20 protein-coding genes are annotated in these 20,593 nt (G+C 44.8%); 9 read left to right on the top strand and 11 right to left on the bottom strand.

Features of this window, described 5'->3' with window-relative positions; all coding sequences use genetic code 11:
• Positions 1 to 35: 35 nt before the first annotated feature.
• Entirely contained in the window at positions 36 to 650 is a 615-nt protein-coding gene (locus VEJY3_RS07355) for a DUF3306 domain-containing protein (RefSeq protein WP_014231810.1), read from the bottom strand.
• Positions 640 to 1,107, bottom strand: coding sequence for a DUF3305 domain-containing protein (locus VEJY3_RS07350; RefSeq protein ID WP_014231809.1), 468 nt, complete (start codon positions 1,105 to 1,107; stop codon positions 640 to 642). The genes VEJY3_RS07355 and VEJY3_RS07350 overlap by 11 nt, the downstream gene beginning before the upstream one ends.
• A 329-nt stretch (positions 1,108 to 1,436) precedes the next feature.
• Between VEJY3_RS07350 and VEJY3_RS07345 the strand changes: the two genes are divergently transcribed.
• Positions 1,437 to 2,267: a formate dehydrogenase accessory sulfurtransferase FdhD gene (locus tag VEJY3_RS07345; protein WP_014231808.1), complete on the top strand. Its 831-nt coding sequence runs from the start codon at positions 1,437 to 1,439 to the stop codon at positions 2,265 to 2,267.
• 317 nt (positions 2,268 to 2,584) lie between these two features.
• Here the strand turns inward: VEJY3_RS07345 and VEJY3_RS07335 are convergent, their stop codons facing one another.
• The 3 genes from VEJY3_RS07335 to VEJY3_RS07325 form a co-directional block, all read right to left on the bottom strand.
• The gene (locus VEJY3_RS07335; RefSeq protein WP_014231806.1) at positions 2,585 to 4,177 is read right to left on the bottom strand and encodes an ABC-F family ATPase; all 1,593 of its coding nucleotides are present in this window, start codon (positions 4,175 to 4,177) and stop codon (positions 2,585 to 2,587) included.
• 141 nt (positions 4,178 to 4,318) lie between these two features.
• A complete protein-coding gene (locus tag VEJY3_RS07330) occupies positions 4,319 to 6,361 on the bottom strand; it encodes a cache domain-containing protein (RefSeq protein WP_014231805.1) in 2,043 nt (680 codons plus the stop codon).
• Positions 6,351 to 7,802, bottom strand: a complete 1,452-nt coding sequence (locus tag VEJY3_RS07325; RefSeq protein WP_014231804.1) for a sigma-54 dependent transcriptional regulator — start codon at positions 7,800 to 7,802, stop codon at positions 6,351 to 6,353. Before VEJY3_RS07325 ends, VEJY3_RS07330 begins: the two co-directional genes overlap by 11 nt.
• A 320-nt stretch (positions 7,803 to 8,122) precedes the next feature.
• On the opposite strand from VEJY3_RS07325, the gene VEJY3_RS07320 reads away from it, so the two are divergent.
• The 6 genes from VEJY3_RS07320 (at position 8,123) to VEJY3_RS07295 (ending at position 13,179) form a co-directional block, all read left to right on the top strand.
• Positions 8,123 to 8,941: a substrate-binding domain-containing protein gene (locus VEJY3_RS07320; protein ID WP_014231803.1), complete on the top strand. Its 819-nt coding sequence runs from the start codon at positions 8,123 to 8,125 to the stop codon at positions 8,939 to 8,941.
• Between the two features lie 6 nt (positions 8,942 to 8,947).
• Positions 8,948 to 9,646 (top strand): ABC transporter permease, encoded by a 699-nt coding sequence (locus tag VEJY3_RS07315; RefSeq protein ID WP_014231802.1) that lies wholly within the window; start codon positions 8,948 to 8,950, stop codon positions 9,644 to 9,646.
• A 43-nt stretch (positions 9,647 to 9,689) separates the two neighbouring features.
• Complete coding sequence (locus VEJY3_RS07310; RefSeq protein WP_014231801.1) at positions 9,690 to 10,409, top strand: energy-coupling factor ABC transporter ATP-binding protein; 720 nt, start codon at positions 9,690 to 9,692, stop codon at positions 10,407 to 10,409.
• Positions 10,387 to 10,974, top strand: a complete 588-nt coding sequence (gene mobA / locus VEJY3_RS07305; protein ID WP_014231800.1) for a molybdenum cofactor guanylyltransferase MobA — start codon at positions 10,387 to 10,389, stop codon at positions 10,972 to 10,974. Before VEJY3_RS07310 ends, mobA begins: the two co-directional genes overlap by 23 nt.
• On the top strand, positions 10,971 to 12,749 hold the full coding sequence (locus tag VEJY3_RS07300; RefSeq protein WP_014231799.1) for a bifunctional molybdopterin-guanine dinucleotide biosynthesis adaptor protein MobB/molybdopterin molybdotransferase MoeA: 1,779 nt from the start codon (positions 10,971 to 10,973) through the stop codon (positions 12,747 to 12,749). Before mobA ends, VEJY3_RS07300 begins: the two co-directional genes overlap by 4 nt.
• Before the next feature lie 163 nt (positions 12,750 to 12,912).
• A complete protein-coding gene (locus tag VEJY3_RS07295) occupies positions 12,913 to 13,179 on the top strand; it encodes a DUF2960 domain-containing protein (RefSeq protein WP_014231798.1) in 267 nt (88 codons plus the stop codon).
• Positions 13,180 to 13,248: 69 nt separating this feature from the next.
• Here the strand turns inward: VEJY3_RS07295 and VEJY3_RS07290 are convergent, their stop codons facing one another.
• The 3 genes from VEJY3_RS07290 to VEJY3_RS07280 form a co-directional block, all read right to left on the bottom strand.
• Positions 13,249 to 13,734, bottom strand: a complete 486-nt coding sequence (locus VEJY3_RS07290) for a DUF6515 family protein (RefSeq protein WP_041170331.1) — start codon at positions 13,732 to 13,734, stop codon at positions 13,249 to 13,251.
• Between the two features lie 188 nt (positions 13,735 to 13,922).
• Positions 13,923 to 14,831, bottom strand: a complete 909-nt coding sequence (gene nagK, locus VEJY3_RS07285) for an N-acetylglucosamine kinase (RefSeq protein ID WP_014231796.1) — start codon at positions 14,829 to 14,831, stop codon at positions 13,923 to 13,925.
• Between the two features lie 175 nt (positions 14,832 to 15,006).
• Positions 15,007 to 15,756: a tRNA-uridine aminocarboxypropyltransferase gene (locus tag VEJY3_RS07280; RefSeq protein ID WP_041170330.1), complete on the bottom strand. Its 750-nt coding sequence runs from the start codon at positions 15,754 to 15,756 to the stop codon at positions 15,007 to 15,009.
• Positions 15,757 to 15,895: 139 nt separating this feature from the next.
• Between VEJY3_RS07280 and VEJY3_RS07275 the strand changes: the two genes are divergently transcribed.
• Positions 15,896 to 16,729, top strand: coding sequence for a sterol desaturase family protein (locus VEJY3_RS07275; RefSeq protein WP_041170223.1), 834 nt, complete (start codon positions 15,896 to 15,898; stop codon positions 16,727 to 16,729).
• A 46-nt stretch (positions 16,730 to 16,775) separates the two neighbouring features.
• On the opposite strand, the gene VEJY3_RS07270 is transcribed toward VEJY3_RS07275, so the two are convergent.
• Positions 16,776 to 17,156, bottom strand: coding sequence for a hypothetical protein (locus tag VEJY3_RS07270; protein ID WP_014231793.1), 381 nt, complete (start codon positions 17,154 to 17,156; stop codon positions 16,776 to 16,778).
• A gap of 311 nt (positions 17,157 to 17,467) precedes the next feature.
• Complete coding sequence (locus VEJY3_RS07265; RefSeq protein ID WP_014231792.1) at positions 17,468 to 19,474, bottom strand: methyl-accepting chemotaxis protein; 2,007 nt, start codon at positions 19,472 to 19,474, stop codon at positions 17,468 to 17,470.
• Between the two features lie 140 nt (positions 19,475 to 19,614).
• On the opposite strand from VEJY3_RS07265, the gene VEJY3_RS07260 reads away from it, so the two are divergent.
• Entirely contained in the window at positions 19,615 to 20,106 is a 492-nt protein-coding gene (locus VEJY3_RS07260) for an NlpC/P60 family protein (RefSeq protein WP_014231791.1), read from the top strand.
• A gap of 52 nt (positions 20,107 to 20,158) precedes the next feature.
• On the opposite strand, the gene VEJY3_RS07255 is transcribed toward VEJY3_RS07260, so the two are convergent.
• Positions 20,159 to 20,503 (bottom strand): DUF3802 family protein, encoded by a 345-nt coding sequence (locus tag VEJY3_RS07255; protein ID WP_014231790.1) that lies wholly within the window; start codon positions 20,501 to 20,503, stop codon positions 20,159 to 20,161.
• Between the last annotated feature and the right edge of the window lie 90 nt (positions 20,504 to 20,593).

Genomic DNA, 20,593 nt, shown 5'->3' with positions numbered 1-20,593 from the left:
CCACCCGGCCAGTTGAGTGTTTAGTCAAAATGTACCTATTTTGAGTGTGGTATATTTTGTCCTACTTGTTCTGATAGCGATTCTGACTCTAAAGTGCCATTCTTATTCACTACTGTGTATTTATCCAGTCCAGATTCGTTTTGAGCAGGTTCGACGATTTCTTGCTCATTTTCATCAGCATCTGAAGCCTCTGTTTGAACCACAGCCAGCTCATTATTTTCAATGGTTGCGTCGTCTTCAGTTTTATCTTTCACCCAGTCTCGCAGTGTTTCTGCTACACCTTCCGAAAGTGACTTCAAATTGCTGTAGTCGTCATCGTAATCGTCTAACCCGTCACGGACATTGAACTCTTCTGATAGAAACAACTTACGTAACGCGGCTTTTTTCACGCTTTCTGATGCTTCTGAAACCAATAGGTTTGCAATCGACATCTCTTCCGGCTTTTGCTCGTCAACGTTGGCAGCCGTTTCACTTACTTCAGACGACGCGTTCTCTTCAGGTAGAGGCTTATCAGCAATGCGATCAGCGGAAGGATTTGCGTCTGCCTCGGTATTTGTCACGTCACTTAGTTCGGCATCTTCATGCGTGTTTTGAGATTCTTCTAACTTACGTTTTGACCAACGGCTTAAAAAATCATGACTAGTTGCCATTTGCTCTACCCGCTCCTTTGCGCTTCTTACCTTTCAACTCTAGCATCTCTCCATGGCGTCCAATAAAGGCCTCCATCCAGGCTTGCACAGGTAATGGCATGTTGTTCGATAACACTAAATTGTCCCCATCCATATATCGAGCCGCGACGGCTTGAGAGGCGGTGAGAAGCTGTATCGCTGGCTTCTCATTGGAGTCGAGGTTATCCATTACAAGAAAGAGTTTTGGGTTTTGCGAGCTTAGGTTAAATCGGTAATCCGTGCGTTCATCTCGGTGTAATTGGAGAAGACAAACATCAGTGGTGTCTTTATCAGGCGTCAGTACAAACTGTGTTAGTTGCCATTGGGTTGTTACCCAGGCACCTGTAATAATTTCATGTTCAACCAGTTCTACGCCGATAGGCCATGAATCTTCGGTTTTCTCATATATATTTTCTAAATCTTTGTTAATGTCCGACATAACTCACCCAACTTGCTTCATTTGGTTTGATTGGCGAAAAGGACATTCTGGCCCACGCTCTCAAACCACGTTAGGTATACGTAGCAATAAACGCGCCAAATCAACCACTGTAATACTAGACAAGATACAGATATAAATACCAAATTAGTCGAAACTCAATGGGTTGTATGTGTCATTCCTGCGAACTCTCAGTTTTTATATTAAGTAGCGTGAATCTCTCGCATTTTTTCCGTCAACCGCTATGTTGGAATGAGATTTGCTATTCAACCTCGTGTTAAAAAGAACAATCCTTGTGAGCAAGTAGCTCCTTCACTGAACAGGACAAGACTGTGGTAAAACCAAATATTATTAAAACCAGTGAAAATCCCCTGCAGACTATCGAAGTCGATGTGTACGATGAATACGGTGAAAAGCTGACGAAACAGATTGCCTGCGAGCGACCTCTTACCGTAATGCTGAACTGGAAAGAAATTGTAACGCTGATGACGATAGGATCCCGTCCAGATGCGCTAGTTTTAGGCTATTTAAAGAATCAAAGCTTCTTATCTGATCCGGAAGCGATAGAGTCTGTCATAATCGATTGGGAAACCCATTCTGCCGCAGTGATAACCAAAGAAAACATCGAGCATTTAGAAGGTGCGTTGAAAAAGAAAACCGTTACCTCGGGTTGTGGTCAAGGCACCATGTACGGCAATGTGATGAAGCAATTGGAGAACTATCAGGTTCCGCAAGTACCGCTTAAGCAGTCAGAAATCTATGCCACGCTTGAAGCGCTGACTCATTACAACGATACATACCGAAAAGCAGGTGCGGTTCATGGATGCGCAATTTGTAAAGGGAACCAAGTGTTGTCGTTTGTGGAAGATGTAGGCCGTCACAATGCCGTGGATACGCTCGCCGGAGAGATGTGGTTAAATCAAGAAACTGGCGATGACAAAATATTTTATACAACCGGACGTCTTACATCTGAGATGGTGATTAAAGTCGCTCAAATGGGCATCCCTGTTCTTCTTTCTCGTTCTGGTGTAACCCAGATGGGGTTAGATCTCGCCAGACAATACGGTATTACTACGATCGCGCGAGCCAAAGGGTTACGTTTTCAGGTATTTACTGGCGCGGAAAAAATTGATTTTGATGTAAAAGGTACCCAAAAGGAATAATTTGCAAAAGCAAAGTTTGGTGTAAACTTAAATTAATCGCAGCCAATATGGGGTTGGCTATTTTGATGACTCCTATTTTACTGCGATTAGTATCGCTAATACCGTTTATTCACAAAGGATGTGAACTATGGACAATGACCAGCTTTGGAACTTTTTGCTCACGCCAAGTGGCATCATGGTTTCGATGATAATTACATTCGGTGTTGTTGGGATTTATGCTTACCTAACCGGTCAATTTAAGGATTAGACATCCAAACGAGAAAAAGACCTCAATGTGAGGTCTTTTCAGTTTTTAAAGATTCGCTTTAGACGTTGTATTAACCGTCGATACCACGTGATTTAAGGAACTCAGAGTAAGTGCCTTTGAAGTCTGTGATTTTGCCGTCACGAATTTCAAGAATACGAGTAGCCAACGAGTCAACGAATACACGGTCGTGAGATACGAAGAACAAAGTACCTTTGTACTGCTCAAGTGCCGTGTTAAGTGATTCAATGGATTCCATATCCATGTGGTTGGTTGGTTCATCCATTAGCAGCATGTTTGGTTTGTGCATCATTAGCTTACCAAGCAACATACGGCCTTGCTCACCACCTGATAGCACTTTTACCGACTTCTTGATGTCGTCCTGGCCAAATAGCATACGACCCAAGAAGCTGCGTACGACTTGCTCGTCATCGCCTTCCTGACGCCATTGACCCATCCAGTCTGTCAAGTTTAAGTCTTCTGCAAAATCATGTGCGTGGTCTTGCGCGTAGTAACCAATGTTTGAGTTCTCAGACCATTTGTACGTACCCGTACGTGGTTCCAGAACGCCAGCCAAAGTATTCAACAGCGTAGTTTTACCGACACCGTTCTCACCAATAATGGCGACGCGCTCACCCACTTCAAAGATTGCATCGAAGTTTGCGAACAGGTCATCTTCAAAACCTTGGCTTAGGTTTTCAACAATCAGAGCGTTACGGAATAGCTCTTTAGACTGTTCAAAACGAATGAATGGGTTTTGACGGCTAGACGCTTTAACTTCATCCAGTTTGATCTTATCAATCTGCTTCGCGCGTGATGTTGCCTGTTTTGCTTTCGATGCGTTTGCAGAGAAACGCGCAACGAAGGTTTGAAGTTCAGCGATTTGCGCTTTCTTCTTCGCGTTGTCGTTGAGTAGACGTTCACGAGCTTGCGAAGCCGCGGTCATGTACTCGTCGTAGTTACCTGGGTAAACACGTAGCTCACCGTAATCCAAGTCAGCCATGTGAGTACAAACTGAATTTAGGAAGTGACGGTCGTGCGAGATGATGATCATTGTGCAGTTACGCGCGTTTAGCGTGTCTTCCAACCAACGGATAGTGTCCATGTCCAAGTTGTTGGTTGGTTCGTCAAGTAGCATGATATCTGGGTCTGCAAACAGAACCTGAGCAAGAAGCACACGCAGTTTCCAGCCAGGTGCAACTTCGCTCATCAGACCAAAGTGTTGCTCCATTGGAATACCTACAGCAAGAAGAAGCTCTCCAGCTTTCGCTTCCGCCATGTAACCGTCCATTTCTGCAAACTGAACTTCAAGGTCAGCTACTTTCATGCCGTCTTCTTCACTCATCTCTGCAAGAGAGTAAATGCGGTCACGTTCTTTCTTAACTTCCCATAGCTCTTTGTGGCCCATGATTACCGTATCAATAACCGTGAACTCTTCGTACGCAAATTGATCCTGGTTTAGCTTTGCAACACGCTCGTTCGGGTCGTAGCTTACGTTACCACTGGTTTGCTCAAGCTCGCCGCTGAGGATTTTCATAAAGGTTGATTTACCACAACCGTTAGCGCCAATTAAGCCGTAGCGGTTACCTTCGCCGAACTTAACTGAGATGTTTTCGAATAGCGGCTTAGCGCCGAATTGTTGAGTAATATTCGCTGTGGAGATCAAAACCTTTACCTTAGCAATTTGAGTGTATTTATAAAAACCGGGCAACGGTACTTGTTAAGGCTACACACTGCAAGTTTTGTTTTTATTAATTATTCAGAAAACCTTTATTTGATGGATATCACATTAAATATCCAAGCCAGATTAAGCGATATTGGTGACCTCCAGCATTAACTCAGCTTTTTTCGGCAGATAAATACTGAACACGCTGCCTTTGCCCCACTCGGACTCCACTTTTAGCTCCCCGCCCGTTTGGCTAAGAATACTTTGCGACACAGACAGCCCCAAACCCGTGCCATCTCGTTTGGTGGTGTAGAACGGCGAGAAAATACGACTCACGTTTTCTGGCTTGATTCCACAGCCTTCGTCGGCAACATGGATAACGGTACCTTTTACTAAGCCATTTTCCAGCCAGTCTTCACTCGTGACGATCAATTTACCTTGACCGTTCATGGCGTGGATGGCGTTCATCTGTAAGTTAACCAATATCTGCAACAGGTGATGGCGATTAATTTCAACCGGGGTATGAGCTTGCAAATCAGCAACAAATTCAATGTCGCGCTTTTTGCTCCCTGTTTTAACCAGCGTGATACTTTCGTCGATGATCGGATTAACATGCTGCCAAGTGATCTCATCCTGAACTCCGCCCTGGCGACTGTATTGCAACAAACTGCGGGTAATGTTTCTGATGCGATCGATTTGAGCGTGAATGGCGTCAATTTCTTCTTGAACCCGATTCGCGTCGTCGCCAAGCTCAAAATGAATGAGTTCGATATTACCGAGGATCACCGCCGTTGGGTTATTAATTTCATGGGCGATACCCGCGGTAAGCTCTCCCAGTGCAGAAAGCTTTTCATGCACGACCAGCTTATCTCGGGTTTGATTGAGTAACTGAATGTGCAGTTCCAGCTCTTGGGTTTTCTCTCGCAAACTCGCTGTACGTTCTTGAACTTTACACTCTAACTGCGCTGCGGAATTCTTCAGTTCTATCTTGCGCTCTTGCAGTGCGTCCAACATGTTATCGAATTGCTTAGCCAGTTGTGCCAGTTCATGGTCGTCATTCAGCCCCAAAGGACCAATGCGCTTTTCTTTGCCCAGTTGAACCAGTTTTACCACCTTGTGAATACGTTCTATTGGACGGAATAAATCACGCGAACCTCGATACACCATCACGCCAGACACAAGCAGTAACATCAAGGTCATCAGGCTGACTTCCGCAATGTTCGTCACATACGCTTTGACAAACGGCCACATTAAATACCCGGTATATAGCATGCCAATGACATTATCATACTGGTCTTTAATGGGCTGATAAGCGGTGATATACCAAGCATCGTAAACGAAAGCCCGACCGACCCACATTTCACCCCGGGACAGTACTTGCTCTGAAACTTCGTTGCTCACTTTCGTACCAATGGCCCTGCCAAGGCGATGATCACTGTCCAGCGGGACGTTGGTGCTTACGCGCAGGTCAGACAAAAACAGGGTCAGGGTGCCAACTGGTCGTAATCGGTCATTTACGTTGGGGTAAATAAGGTCGCGGATTTGGTCTACCAGCACGGTACTGTTGTTGAGGAGTAATCCTCCGTCCAAGAAGCCAATTAAATCGTTCGCGCGACTATAAACAGGGATGACTGTACGGCTTACTAAACCTCGGGTTTCTGTTCCACTGCCTTGGCTCACAATCGGAACCTCTGCCCGTTTAGCCAGATCGGGATCAAGTTGTTCAAGCTCTTGTTTGTTCAATATATCGAAGAATGACTCCCGCTTAGTCAAATCCATAAAGCGGAATTTGTTTTCAACGGAGTTCACGTGTTGGAAAGAGAGAAAATCTAACCCGTAACGATGCTTCTGGGTGGAGACCCAGGCCTGCAGTTCTTCCGGTGGCGTATTTTGATTGATGCGGTTGTGAAAGTCATAAGAATCTGCGAACGCCCTAACGTAGTTGGCTTGCTTTTGTTGCAACAGCTCGACACTATTTTCTGCAACCCCCAAGCGCTCAGAAACATCAAGCAACGTATTCTGCCACGTGTATTGAATAGACCAATAAATGGTGATGGCAATCAACGCGAGCAGCGTCACGAAGATAGGTGCTGATGTGAGAATTAACAGGCGGTAACGCACCATACTTTTAAATCGGTGCGTCCACTTAGACAATCCTTTGTGCTGCTGCCACTTAGTTGGCATATTCCTCATCCTCTGCGTCCCACTCTTTGTACTTACGCTCTAACGTTTTGCGTGCCACGCCTAAATCACGTGCTGCCGCCGATTTGTTACCATCGTGCAGGGTAACAACCTGTTGAATATGCGCTTTTTCTACTTCTTTAAGAGTCCAGCTATTGGGATAACCGTCACCTAAAAACTCATTACTTTCCTTGAGCGTTGGAAGCTCGGCGGTATGTGAAACGGTCATAGAAACATTTGGCAAGGCGTGAGAGCCGTTTACTTCTCGCCAATGATGAGCAGGCGGCTTACCTAATAAGATGCAACGCTCAATCAGGTTTTTTAACTCACGAATGTTACCTGGCCAATCGTACTCGCTCATTGCTTCCATATCTTCATGTGCCCACTTCGGCGCGGGCATTCCTAGCTCGCGAGTTAGCATGTTGCTGAAGAAAGGGATGAGTTCAAAGAGATCACCTTTACGTTCACGAAGTGGACACACTTCAATCTTGAGAACGTTAAGGCGGTAATACAAATCGCTACGGAAGTTGCCCTGATTCACTTCCTCCTGCAAATTTCGGTTAGTCGCAGCCACGACACGGACATCGATGCTAATTTCTTTCTCTGAGCCAACCGGTCGGATTGTTCGTTGCTCTAACACTCGTAAAAGTGATGCTTGCATCGATAATGGCATTTCACCGATTTCATCAAGGAAAAGGGTTCCGCCATTAGCCACTCGAAATAAACCTTCACGTGATTTTTTCGCACCGGTGAACGCGCCGGAAGTGTGGCCAAAAAGCTCACTTTCTAATAACTCAGGCGCGATTGCTGCGCAGTTGACGGGAACGAATGGACCACTTCTATCACTGGCCTGGTGAATACCGCGAGCAACCAGTTCTTTCCCCGTACCGGACTCGCCTTCAATTAATACTGACGCACGTGATGGTGCAAACTGAGTTATCAATAACTTAAGTTGACGGGTTTTCTCTGAACCACCTATGATTTCTGAGCTGTTGTAGCGTTGATAATCCCGTTTCATCGCATATTGCATACGCTCATTCAATCGACGCTCCATACAGCGGGTCACCGATTTAAGCATTTGATCGAGATTAAAAGGTTTGAGAATAAAATCTGAAGCCCCAAGCTGGAGAGCTCGAATCGCGGTTTCAAGATCAGCATAACCGGTCATGAATATCACATCTGCTCTTTTTTCATCATCGGTAAAGGCTTCTTCCCACTCAATTCCTGAGCGGCCGGGCAAATTAATGTCGAGTAAAATCAGATCGTAATGACGAGAGCTTCTCAGTTGCTCTGCTTCTTCAATGCAGCCAGCCGTATCAACCTGGGAAAAGAGTTTACCCAAGGCTTTTTTCAGAATGGCTTGCATGCCAGGCTCGTCATCAACGACCAGAACAGAAAACGCGTTGAATTGTTGCTTTGTACTAATATGGGATTGCGCAGACATATTTACCCCAGATGGTTTCAGGTGGGACAGAGTGTACCAACACGACAGGGGTACCCTCCTCAATAACTGAGACATTTTGTACCAATGGGAGAATTTATGCAAACAAGTCTATGAAATGGCGCATAAATAGAACAATTTTAGGTTGAATATTGTTGGCATCTTGTTTGCTATAAGGGGTATCCAAGTCGCCAATATGTTGGGCTCTTAGAGTCTGCCACTCAAGGAAGGCTTGTGATTTGAGCAATCAAGATCGTTCAGGAACTTCTCACACGTTAAACGTAAAAGAAACCGAAACATCATTGGAAAGGAAACAAATAAAAATGAAAAAAATTGCGCTAACCTTGGCAGCAACGTCAATCACACTAGTAAGTTACTCTGCTTTTTCCGCTCAAGATGGCGAACACATTCGCTTAGCAACCACGACCAGCACGTACCATTCAGGACTGCTGGATTACCTACTACCAGAATTCGAAAAAGAGACAGGCTATAAAGTCGACATCATCGCTGCAGGTACCGGCAAAGCGCTCAAAATGGGTGAAAATGGCGATGTGGATTTGGTAATGACACACGCGCCTAAAGCAGAAGGCCTATTCGTAGAAAAAGGGTACGGCGTTCAACCGCGTAAGCTAATGTACAACGATTTTGTGGTTGTTGGTCCTAAAGCCGATCCAGCTGAAATCAAAGATGATGAAAGCGTTCTTGATGTGTTTAAAGAAATCGCAAGCAAAGACGCAACCTTTATTTCTCGTGGTGACGATTCAGGCACACACAAGAAAGAAATGGGCTTTTGGGCGCAAACAAAAATTGAACCAAACTTTGGTGGTTACCGCAGCGTAGGCCAAGGTATGGGCCCTACTCTGAACATGGCGTCAGAGATGCAAGGCTACACGATGACAGACCGCGGTACTTGGCTGGCATATGAAAACAAACTGGATCTGGAAATTCTGTTCCAGGGTGATGAAATGCTATTTAACCCTTATCAGGTGATCTTAGTTAACCCTGAACGTTACCCAACTATTAATCACAAAGGCGCGCAAGTATTCAGTGATTGGTTGGTTAACCAACACGGTCAGGAATTAATTAACAGCTTCCGCCTTAACGGAAAACAGCTGTTTGTAGCGAACGCGGACAGTAAATAACGCACTATGAATCTTGCTGAAACAACACTAGAAGCGCTCCAGCTACTGGTGAATTTCGATGCAGAGCTTTGGGAGATCGTTGCGGTCTCCTTTAGCGTTTCTATTACGGCAATATCGTTAGTGGTATTGCCGGCAATTTTGATGTCTTTTGTGCTCGCTTACACCGATTTTCGTGGTAAGTGGTTTTTACTGTCTATCATCAATACACTTCAAGCAGTACCAACGGTTGTTATCGGCCTCTTGCTCTACATGCTGTTGTCGAGAGCTGGCCCTTGGGGCGGGTGGGAAATGCTGTTTACGCAGAAAGCGATGATATTCGGTCAAATGCTGATCTGTTTCCCGGTGTTAGTCTCGATGATGCACGGTGCATTGCAATCGAGCGATCGCCGTATGATAGAGACATCGCTTACCTTAGGTGTATCCCTTCCTCGCGTTGCATCGACAATGATTTGGGAAACGCGATTCCCGTTACTCGCAGCGGTCATTGCAGGCTTTTCGCGAATCGTTACAGAAGTCGGCTGTTCGATGATGGTTGGTGGCAACATTATGGGCGTGACACGCAATATACCAACAGCGATCGCAATGGAAAGTAGTAAAGGTGCTTTTGCGCAAGGTGTTGCATTAGGAATTGTATTACTATCCTTAGCATTAGCATTAAACTTCTTCCTGTCGAGTATGAGAGGCAAAGGCTATCTTAGAACATGACGCTAATGATCGACTCGTTTTCTATTCTCTGTAGAGGCGTACTATGACTATAAAAATTACCGCCGAACAATTGTCCATGCGCTTTAAAGAGCGCGTGCTCTTTCACATTCCCGAGTTAACGATTGGACCAAACGATGCGATTTATCTTAAAGGCGATAACGGCGTCGGAAAAACAACACTGCTGAAAATTCTAGCCGGTCTTTTGAAAGCATCAACCGGCACTGTAGCCGCACCTAAAGATACCTGGCTAAAAAAACTGACCCGCCGAAATGGTCGTGTCGATGTTATTTACCTCCATCAATCTCCTTACCTATTTGACGGCAGCGTTTACGAAAACGTTGTGTATGGCGTGAAATATCAGCAGGACAACGCAAAAGATAAGCGAGCGCAAGTTATCAACGCGCTACGCATGGTAGGTTTGGAAACCTTAGCCGACGAACATATCTCTGTATTGTCAGGTGGCGAAAAGCAGCGTGTTGCCATGGCGAGAGCATGGATCTTAAAACCGTCGATTTTATTGATGGATGAGCCAAGTGCTTCACTAGACGCCGAATCGATCGAGCGATTAGTCGTAATGGCCAAAGATCTTTTAGATCGTGGCTCTAGTATCGTGATCACGAGCCATCAAACCAACACGCTAACCGATTTATGTAAAAAACAGTGGTGGATTAAAAACAAGACTTTGGTAGAGTCACCTCTGTTATATGTCATACCAAAAGAAAACTCCCAAGAGAATGCATATGCTTCAACCAACACAAACTAGTTGGGTCATCTTAGCTGGCGGTCAAGCCAGTCGCATGGGTGGAAAAGATAAAGGCCTGATAGAGCTAAATCAGAAACCACTCATCAAACACGTCATAGAACGTCTATCACCGCAAACACCAAGCATTTTAATCAATGCCAATCGAAACCAAGACGCCTACCGTCAGTTTGGTTTCGTCTTCAGTGATCAATTCAAAGATTACCCTGGGCCGATGGGTGGCATTCATGCCGGATTAATGCACGCGCAAACGGATTGGGTCGGGTTTGTTCCATGTGACAGTCCACAGATTAATACTGACTTAGTTGAGCGCTTTTGTCAGGCAGTCGAAGACGATACTGACATTTTGGTCGCGCACGATGGTGATCACCAGCAACCAGTTTTCACTATGTACCATAAGCGCGTACTGCCAAAACTGACGGCATTTTTAGAGCGTGGCGATCGAAAAATCATTTTGCTTTATAAAGAATGTCACACCAGCTACGTTGATTTCAGTGACTCACCAAACTGTTTCGTCAACTTAAACACTCCGGAAGAACTGGCGCAATTTGGACAATTAGAATCATGAAACACACGCTAAATATCCCTATTCTTGGTTTTGCCGCTTACTCAGGTACTGGTAAAACTACGTTGCTAGAAGCACTGTTACCAAAACTGACCGAAGCTGGTTTACGTATTGGCATGTTGAAACACGCGCACCACAACTTTGACGTCGATAAGCCAGGTAAAGACAGCTATCGTTTACGTAAGGCTGGCGCTTCACAAATGTTGATCGCATCCCGAAATCGTTTTGCTTTGATGACAGAAACTCCGGATGCTGAGGCAGAGTTCGAATACCTGTTGACTCGTTTTGATGAAGACAAGTTAGATGTCGTTCTGGTTGAAGGTTGTAAAAACATCGCCTTTCCAAAAATCGAACTTCACCGAGAAGAAGTCGGCAAACCTTGGCTTTACCCTTCTGATGAAAACATCATTGCGATTGCCTCCGACAGTGGTGAATTAGATTCCGAATTACCACAAATGAGCATAAACGATCTGGACGCTATCGCGGAGTTTGTTCTTCAGTATGTCAACGCAGCGAAACAGCCGAAATCGAAAGAAAAAGAAGCCGCGTGCTGTGACACCTTATCCCCTGCTTTCCTATCTGTGGAGCAAGGGCGAGAGAAAATTCTCTCTTTAGTGCCTTCCTTGACTGACATTGAACTATGCGATGTTGAACGTAGTTACGGTCGAGTATTGGCTGATGACATCGTTTCTCCTGTTAACGTGCCTCAATACACAAACTCGGCAATGGATGGTTATGCTATTCGCAGTGACGACCTTGAGCGAGAGAGTTATCAAGTGATGGCAGAAGTCCTTGCTGGCCATGCTTACGATAAACCGTTGCAGATGGGGCAAGCGGTTAAAATCATGACTGGTGCGCCTACCCCAATTAATGCTAGTACTGTGGTGATGCGCGAACAAGCTATACAAACTGGTGACAAGGTAACGTTTAATACTTCAGGCATAAAAGCGGGTCAGAACGTTCGTCAAGCTGGTGAAGATCTTGAAATTGGCAGTAACGTCTTTACCTCTGGTACTCGCCTCGCCTCTCCGGAAATGGGGATGATCGCCTCTCTTGGTTTCGGGCAAACAAGTGTCTTTCGTAAACTCAAAGTCGCAATCTTCTCAACGGGTGACGAAGTGCAAGCGCCAGGCACCGAGCAGAAGCCTAATTCAATCTTCGACTCAAACCGATTTACCATTATGGGTATGCTTGAACAGCTCGGGTGTGAAATTTTGGATTTTGGTATTCTGGAAGACAATGAACAACAGATGATCGAAGCATTGGAGCAAGCATCCCAGCAAGCAGACATGGTAATGACATCTGGTGGCGTGTCTGTTGGTGACGCGGACTACATTAAGTTAGCTCTGGAAAAGTTGGGACAAATTGACTTTTGGCGTATCAACATGCGCCCTGGTCGCCCACTTGCGTTTGGCCAAATTAACAGTAAGCCGTTTTTTGGTTTACCGGGTAACCCTGTTGCCGTAATGGTGTCGTTCATCAACTTCGTTGAGCCAGCAATCCGAAAAATGCAGGGAGAACAAGGCTGGCAACCATTAAAAGTCAACGCGATAGCAACGGAAAACTTACGCTCTCGTCAAGGCAGAACTGAGTTTAGCCGCGGATTCTATCAGCTAGACGAAACCGGACGCCTCACCGTTCGCACGACGGGTAAGCAAGGCTCCGGTATTTTGCGTTCGATGAGTGAAGCGAATTGTCTAATCGAAATATCCCCTGCTATCGATACAGTTAAAGTGGGAGAAAACGTGACAATCATCCCTCTTCAAGGCAGAATCTAGCCCCAATAGGTTACTAGCAACGATTTTATAAAGGTCAGCTGTGCTGGCCTTTCGTTTTTAGTGGAGTTTGAGGTTGGTACTCCATATCAAATATCCATCACTGCTTACGGTAGGTATGGCTCAATTTCACTGAAAGCATTAACACACTATTCGAGAGATTATTATGGCTCGCACCATTCTTTACACATACAAGAACGAAGACAAAGAACTGACGTTCTCTTACCAGCAACATCGCAATATTCATGAAGCCGTTGCTGAAGCAGAAGGTATTGATATTTCTGAGTTCCTAAAAATGGAACAGCAAATCGAAGCGATTTCTGATACCAAAGCCGTTCGAAACTATCGTGATAACCACTTTAAAAAACTTGGTTTTACTAAAATCACTCTGGCCCAAAAGGAAAACTTGGGCGTTGGTAAAAAGAATAAATAGTTTTTACCAAATAGCAAAAGCTCGCGATTAAACGCGAGCTTTTTTGTATCCGCTTGGATTTTTTCGAGTTTAGAGCTGAGGCGCAACAACCACAAACTTACTCGTCCCTGCAATTGGCGCATACCAGTCATTGCCTCGGACATAATAGGTAGCACCATCCACCGTTACTCTCACTACACCACTTGGGAGTGTATTCACAACCTGACCCGATAGACTGCTGCTTATGGAATTGACTTGCTGTGACGAGGATACAGGTGGCTGCTCAACATAAATGTACTGGTCGCCACTTTGCTTGTAATAAGCGTTATCGATAATCGCATACGTAATTCCCGCAATCGCTAAAATTGCGGCCGTAGAAGGCAATCCGCTATGATGATACGAACGATGTGACGGAGCCTTATAGCTCGGTCTATGGTCTGGCTTTACAACAACAACTTTGCTCGGAGGTTGATGGTCATGACCATGTCCCGGCGCTTGCTTCGCAAAGGATGGGGCCACCATAGTCATCAGTACCAACGCAATGGCACCGTTACGAAATGTTGAAACGTTAAACATAGTCATCCCCGTTAATTAATCCCTAAGATTTAAAGAAATCTTACCAGAGGCTAGTTCAAGTGACGTAAATGAAGTGTAAAGCTCGGTAAAGACGGTTTCCAGACAAAGTCTACGCAAACAAAAAGCCCTGTTGCATAATTAGCAACAGGGCTTTTATTCAATTCTAAATGTTAAACCGAGCTAACTATTTACTTGATGTTTAAGAATGCTGCGCCGCGAACACCACCCGAATCACCATGTTTTGCTTTGATGATTTTTGGACATTTCGCTACGGAAAGCAGGTGTTTTGGAATACGTTTCGGCATCTCTTCGTAAATAAGATCGAAGTTAGAAAGACCACCGCCCAGTACGACGACATTTGGATCTGTTGCGGTAAAGATGTTGCCCAAACAAATCGCCAGAAGTTCCATAAAGCGCTCAACGTGTTCAACTGCTGAAGCTTCACCTTCGCCATACGCTTTGATGATATCGATCGCTTTTTTCTGCTCGCCGAAGTAATGCGCATAAATTAGCTCAAAACCGCGACCGGATAGGTAGCTATCAAGACAACCTTTCTTGCCACACCCGCAACCAAGTAATGGCGCATTGTCACCCAAGTGGAACCATGCATCGATAGGAAGACGCATATGGCCAACTTCTCCCGCTACGTGGTTACGACCTGAGAAAACTTTACCTTCGTAAATAAAGCCGCCACCAAAACCGGTACCCAAGATTAAACCCAATACAGATGGCTCACCTTGTAGATCTTCATCCCAAGCTTCTGAAAGTGCGAAACAGTTTGCGTCGTTTTCGATCTTCACAGAGCGACCGATTTTCGCTTCTAGATCTGCACGTAGTGGTTTGCCTTTCGCAGCGGGTACATTTACTGTCAATACGGTTGCATCATCAGCATCTTCCATTCCCGGAAGACCCAGGCCAATGGTACCTTCGCAGCCAAACTCAGCGTCGTACTTACTAATAAGATCAGCGATAGTGTCAACCAATAGTTCATAGTTATCAGTTGGTGTTGGTACACGCTCAGTTGCTACACGCTCAAGCTTTTCGTTAAATGCACCAAACTCAATCTTTGTGCCACCGACATCAAAGCCATAATACATGCAATTCTCTCCTAAAAAGTGCTAACAGGACTCCCAAAAATTTGGTGGAGTCAAAAAGATAAACTTCAGGCATTATCCATATCTATACGCCTACAAACCGTGACCAAATCCAGATTTATCCTCTCACTCAAGCCAGTTGAACAACAAGCGATCAACAAAAACTCATTCCTTAGAGTCAGTTCTCAGTTTTTGCCCACGCTTTGAAACGATGTAGATGCGGACGGCTGGGATCCGTTTTGACCCGTGTTTTGGTCAACATGTAGGTTTCTCTAAAAGCTTCGAACCACAATTGGAGACACTCTGAAGCTTGGTGCTCACCTGCCTGTTTAAGCACTAAAGTGGCAACTTCAGCCGTAGAGAGATGCTGCTCGTTCTCAGAACGTCGCATAATGTATTCAGAGAGTGTTTCTGGTTGTATCGATAATACCGGTAACGATTGTAGATAGTCAGAACGGCGGAAAATCTTTCTCGCTTCACGCCAACTGCCATCAATAAAAATCAACAGCCATTTCTTGTTGCTGCTTTCCGGTGTTCTTAAGAGCTCAGGGCTCAGGCTGTCCATTAATCGTGAAGTGTCATCGACATAATCCTCCGGGAATATGATCACCGGCTGATATTCATCACTTTTTAAAAGCGAGAGCATCTCATTGGAAGGTTCCGTTCGGTTCCATTGGTATACGTAGGTTTCCTCAATGGTATCGGCAATCAGGCGACCCGTATTGCTCGGCTTAAACACTTCGTTTTCCGATACAATCAACATACAAGCGAGATTGGATTTGATATTTGGCTGTAGTTCACACAGGCAGTGCTCTTGTGAGACCTGACAATATTGGCAGCGAATAACTTTGCAGCCTCGCGCGTTAAAAGTCTTTGTCGAGATAGACTGACGGTGCTGATATAAACGGTGAAAAGCGTGAATTCTCATGAGTAGCAATGCCAAATAAAAAGTAGAGCGCGATTCTACTGGCATAACCGCTTAGCCTCAAGGTAAGGTATAGATACCGAAAGAAATTGGCACTGAATTTGGTCTGTTCAGACAGAATCGATAATTGAGAGGAACTTCTTTGACAGAAACTGCATTTAACGACCCCTCTTGGATAAGGCTCGGTTGCTTTGTCGGTGTGTTGCTGCTTTGCACGTTATGGGAAAACGTATTACCAAGAAAAGTATTGACGGTGTCTCGCGCTTTTCGTTGGGTCAACAACCTCTCACTCGTCGCGCTCAACAGTGTTGTTATCGCGTTAGTCATGCCTATCGTGGCATTCCAGGCTGCCGTTATTGCTAGCGAGCATCAGTGGGGGCTATTCCAATTACTGTCGTTTCCTGATTGGTTAAACGTACTACTCTCTATCATCCTGCTCGATTTTATTATTTATGTGCAGCACGTTATCTTCCACCGTGTCCCTGTATTGTGGAAGCTTCATCGGATGCACCATGCTGATTTGGATATTGATGTGACGACGGGAGCCCGCTTCCACCCAATTGAGATTTTGATTTCCATGGTGATTAAAATTGGTGCCGTATTTATGCTCGGTGTTTCTCCAATCGCCATTGTTATGTTTGAAATTATTCTCAACGCGAGTGCTATGTTCAATCACAGTAATGCGAAGCTTGCGTTACCTGTAGATGCATGGCTGCGGAAAGCGATTGTTACTCCGGATATGCATCGCGTCCATCACTCCGTCATTCCGAGAGAAACGCATTCTAACTTTGGGTTCTTTTTGTCTGTGTGGGATCGAATGTTTTCGACGTACCGAGCTCAACCAGAACTTGGGCATGAGCATGTTGTCATTGGTTTACCTGACATCAGAGACAAACAGGAGCAGAGGCTGGATAAGCTTCTTACCCAACCATTCCGCTATCATGTTAAGACAAAAAATAACATTGATTTGGAATGACACTGGTTTTTCTTGGTCATTCCCTTACAAACTGATTGTGACGATATTACCGGAAAATCTGGCGCGACTGTCGATTCTTACGAGCGTTCCAAAGCCATATAGATACGCCCATAGCAAAACCTAAAAATAGCGTCTTCATCTGTAAAGCGGTGTTGTTATCTAATATTTCCAACGAGTAATGTGCGTGAGAGTTAAAAATCACATTGGTGAACAAGATTACCAACATCAATACCAGACCAGCCCTGCGGTATCGAATCAAAAGGTAAACTGCCAACAGGTCGAAAATGCCCAATATACTCCAGTAGATATTTAACCAACGCGGTGCAAAATCATAAGGTAATAAACCATCGGCAATGTTGTCGTAAATGTGTACAGCACCGCCAATCGTCAAAAAAAGGCATAAGAGAAACACTACGAATTTATCCATCATCGTTTCCTTATTTTAGTGAATAGCGAAGAGCATATAGAACTAATCGAACAATTTATAATTTTGTGGCAATTTTTGGGACCGACCATGCCCTAATGCGTGACCAGTAATTGGAAATGTATTCGGTTACGAACATGCTGCTACTGCAAGGATAGTTACATGTTATCAAATTCGCACGCTGCGAGCGCATGTATCTCCAAATAACTTTGGCATGGGAGGCTTAGTAAGTATGCTTGGGATACGAAACGGGAACAAAAAGGCCAAGGACGTCGATAGACCCGGCCTTGGCTTGTCGTCGGTTTACTTATGATTTACAAGTCATACTTATGAAGCATAGCTTGTTGATGGCCAGCAATGTCTGCCACTTGTTCCGAGCTTTCGACCATTGATTCTAGTCGTAGCTTTGTTTGCTCGCCTTGTTCCGATATTTGTGCGATTGATTGTGACACATCAGCGGTTGCCCGCTCCTGCTCTTCTGTCGCGACAGAGATCTGTTCAACACGTTCTTGAATAAGTTTAACGGCGTTATTGATGTCGGAAAATACCAATTTAACTTCATGACTCGATTCTAGTGCATGCGTCATTTCTTCCCGGGAATCGCTCACGGCTTGTCGAGAACGCTCTGCCGCCGTCGTCAACTCGTTCATCATTGCCCGAATATTGGTGGTTTGTTGCGACGTATCGCTGGCGAGTTTACGCACTTCATCTGCTACCACCGCAAAACCACGCCCTTGCTCACCTGCACGCGCCGCTTCAATCGCAGCATTCAAGGCCAACAAGTTAGTGTTATCAGCAATACCACTGATCATATCGACCATTTCGCGAATCTGTTTCACGCGCTCATCGAGCTCCAGTATGGACTGTTCATTCATAGTAAATGACGTCTCTAGTGCCTCCAGTCTAGCGCGATTTAGTTCAACAACTTCAACCCCTTTTTCGGTTTGTGTTGTCGCCACAAGAGTATCTTCGGCTGAAGCGTTCGTCACCATGGCTATTTCTCGTATCGAGGCTTCCAACTGTGTAATGGTCGTGACCATACTCACCAAGGCTTCATTTTGTTTACTGAGTCCTTCGTTAGTCTGCTCTGCGGCGGTATGGCTGATTTCCGCCGTTTGATAAAGCGTCTCACAATTTCGCGTCACCGTAGAGATGGAGTCATAGGTGGAATCAATGACCAGATTCAGTTTACGCGCCACCTCTTTCAGTTCTTCAGGCCCCACCTCATCGACTTTCTCTCGGAAATCGTGTTCAGTCAGTGCAGATAATCGGCTAAGGACCGATTGTAGTCCTCGATTCGTCCAGCTTCTCAAACCAACCAAAGTTGCGAAAATAATGATTGAGATGACCACTGCGGCGATAATGACCATTAAGCTAACGGTTTCTATCGTCGTATTTACTACGTTTTCTCTCTCATTAATCAAATCAGAAGCTGCGAGTGAAACCTGATCAAGTAACAGCATCGTCTCGTCAGCGAGCTGGGAGGCTTGTTTAAATTCCGCCCTTTGTTGTTCGCTTTGTTCCAGTTTAGCAAGAATCAAATGCAGAATACCTTTGTCAGTAAAGCCTGCTTTTACCATCTCATAAGGCGCGGTTAGACTGGCATAGTCACTGACTTCAGGGTGCAGTGCTTGGAAATCGGAGTATGCGAGGTTAATCCCTGCGATTCGGTTTCGCATTTCACGGTATTCTTTTTCCGCTTTTGCGAGGTCAGTATGCGTCAGCATCATTAAAAAGGTGCTTTCCATCGAACTTGCTGAAGCAATAAATCGATTGGCGGCGTCACTTGATTGAGGATTGTCTGCACTCAAAAAAGAGCTGATGCGGTTCATTTCTGGGCCGATAGAGCTTAGACCGTAGCGAAACCCACCAACCGCAGAATTGATATCCGTTTGAATCTGGATCACTGCCTTCTGCTTTAGCAATATCGCTTGAGTGATGTTGTGCAAGTTTTCGATTTTGGTTTTTAATTCATTTGAAAGCGAAACCGCAACGCCAGAGGTTTTTTCCGTTAAGCCCTCAGATTGAATAGCTAACGCTTCTATTTGTGATTCAATTATAGGGAGTTCTTTAGGTTCGGTAACTTGCATGCCATGGTTTAGCAATTTAACGATCTCGAGAACATTTCTGGTTAACTTGGCGTTGGCCATTGCCATAGGTAATGCTTTTTGAGACAGATCTTCAAATTGTTCTCCGATCTGTCCCATTCCTTTGAAACTTGAAGCAGAAAGAGCTATAACAAGTGCAATGATAGTTAAAAATGTTGCACTGATCGTCTGAATCAGTGAGAGTGAAAAGCGTGAGCGTTTGCGCGTTGCCATAATCAATTTTTATTCTTTCTTAGGTTTGAACGGTTTTACTGCGTGTCCATCACATAAAGTTGATAAAACCGTGATAAGCGTTCAATAGTATGGATTGATTGTGACAATAATATTTCATGTATTAATCACTTGAATGGTAGGTGGATGATTTGCGTCGTATTTATTTCTCTTTGATAATCAGCACACTTATGACAGCTTGTTCGTCGGGTCCTGAGCCAGCAGAGCACGCCGTGGCTGTGACAGTTCCCCCTGCGAAAACTTTGGCTAGCAAACCGGAGTTACTGCAGTTTTATAACGAGTGGCACGGCACTCCGTACCGCTTGGGTGGGACACAAAAGTCAGGTATTGATTGTTCTGCCTTTGTGCAAAAAGCCTTTGTGGAAGCGTATCAACTTGCTTTACCAAGGACAACAAGGCAGCAATCTAAACAAGGCGTAGAATTAGGATGGAATGAAGCCAAGCAAGGGGACCTTGTCTTTTTTAAGACCAGAAGAACAACATATCATGTTGGTATCTATTTGGGTAACAAGCAGTTTATGCACGCGTCCACATCGAAAGGCGTCATTATTTCTCGGATTGACAACCCCTATTGGGCATCAAAATTTTGGCAAATCAGAAGGGTGACATTGTAACGCCACGAGCGTTTTGAACGATAAGAATTCACGATTCAAACAACATAAGCCTCTAGTCGTAAATCGCCACTGCGTTATCAAAAAGATTTTTCACCAATGCGACGTACTCTTCCAGAAAAGTAATCTGTTCATTGGTCGCCTTCTTACCCCAGACTCCAGCGAGGACTTCACCCAAGTCTTCTACTACGGCATCCGCTTCTTTTAACAACTTAAAACGCACACTGGAATGAAGTTCAGGGTTTTGCTCGAAAATCATCATGATATTTGATGCCACCATATCGGTAACCACATCTTCGATACTTTCTGAACCTGTATCACCACGCTCGGTGGTAAAGATATCAAGGTTTAGCGACAAGTGTTCGATAAGAGCAAGGTAACCATCCGTTTCAACAACCACTGTATTTCTCCGTTAACGTCAAGACTAGAATGCTGGGTGCACAATTGTATCAATAGTAAGACATTACTAAGAAATTTCACTAACTTATGT

The sequence above is a fragment of the Vibrio sp. EJY3 genome (assembly GCF_000241385.1).
GTDB classification, from domain to species: domain Bacteria; phylum Pseudomonadota; class Gammaproteobacteria; order Enterobacterales; family Vibrionaceae; genus Vibrio; species Vibrio natriegens.
Note: the sequence above shows the minus strand (reverse complement) of the source record. Positions and strands in the feature narration are given on the sequence as shown.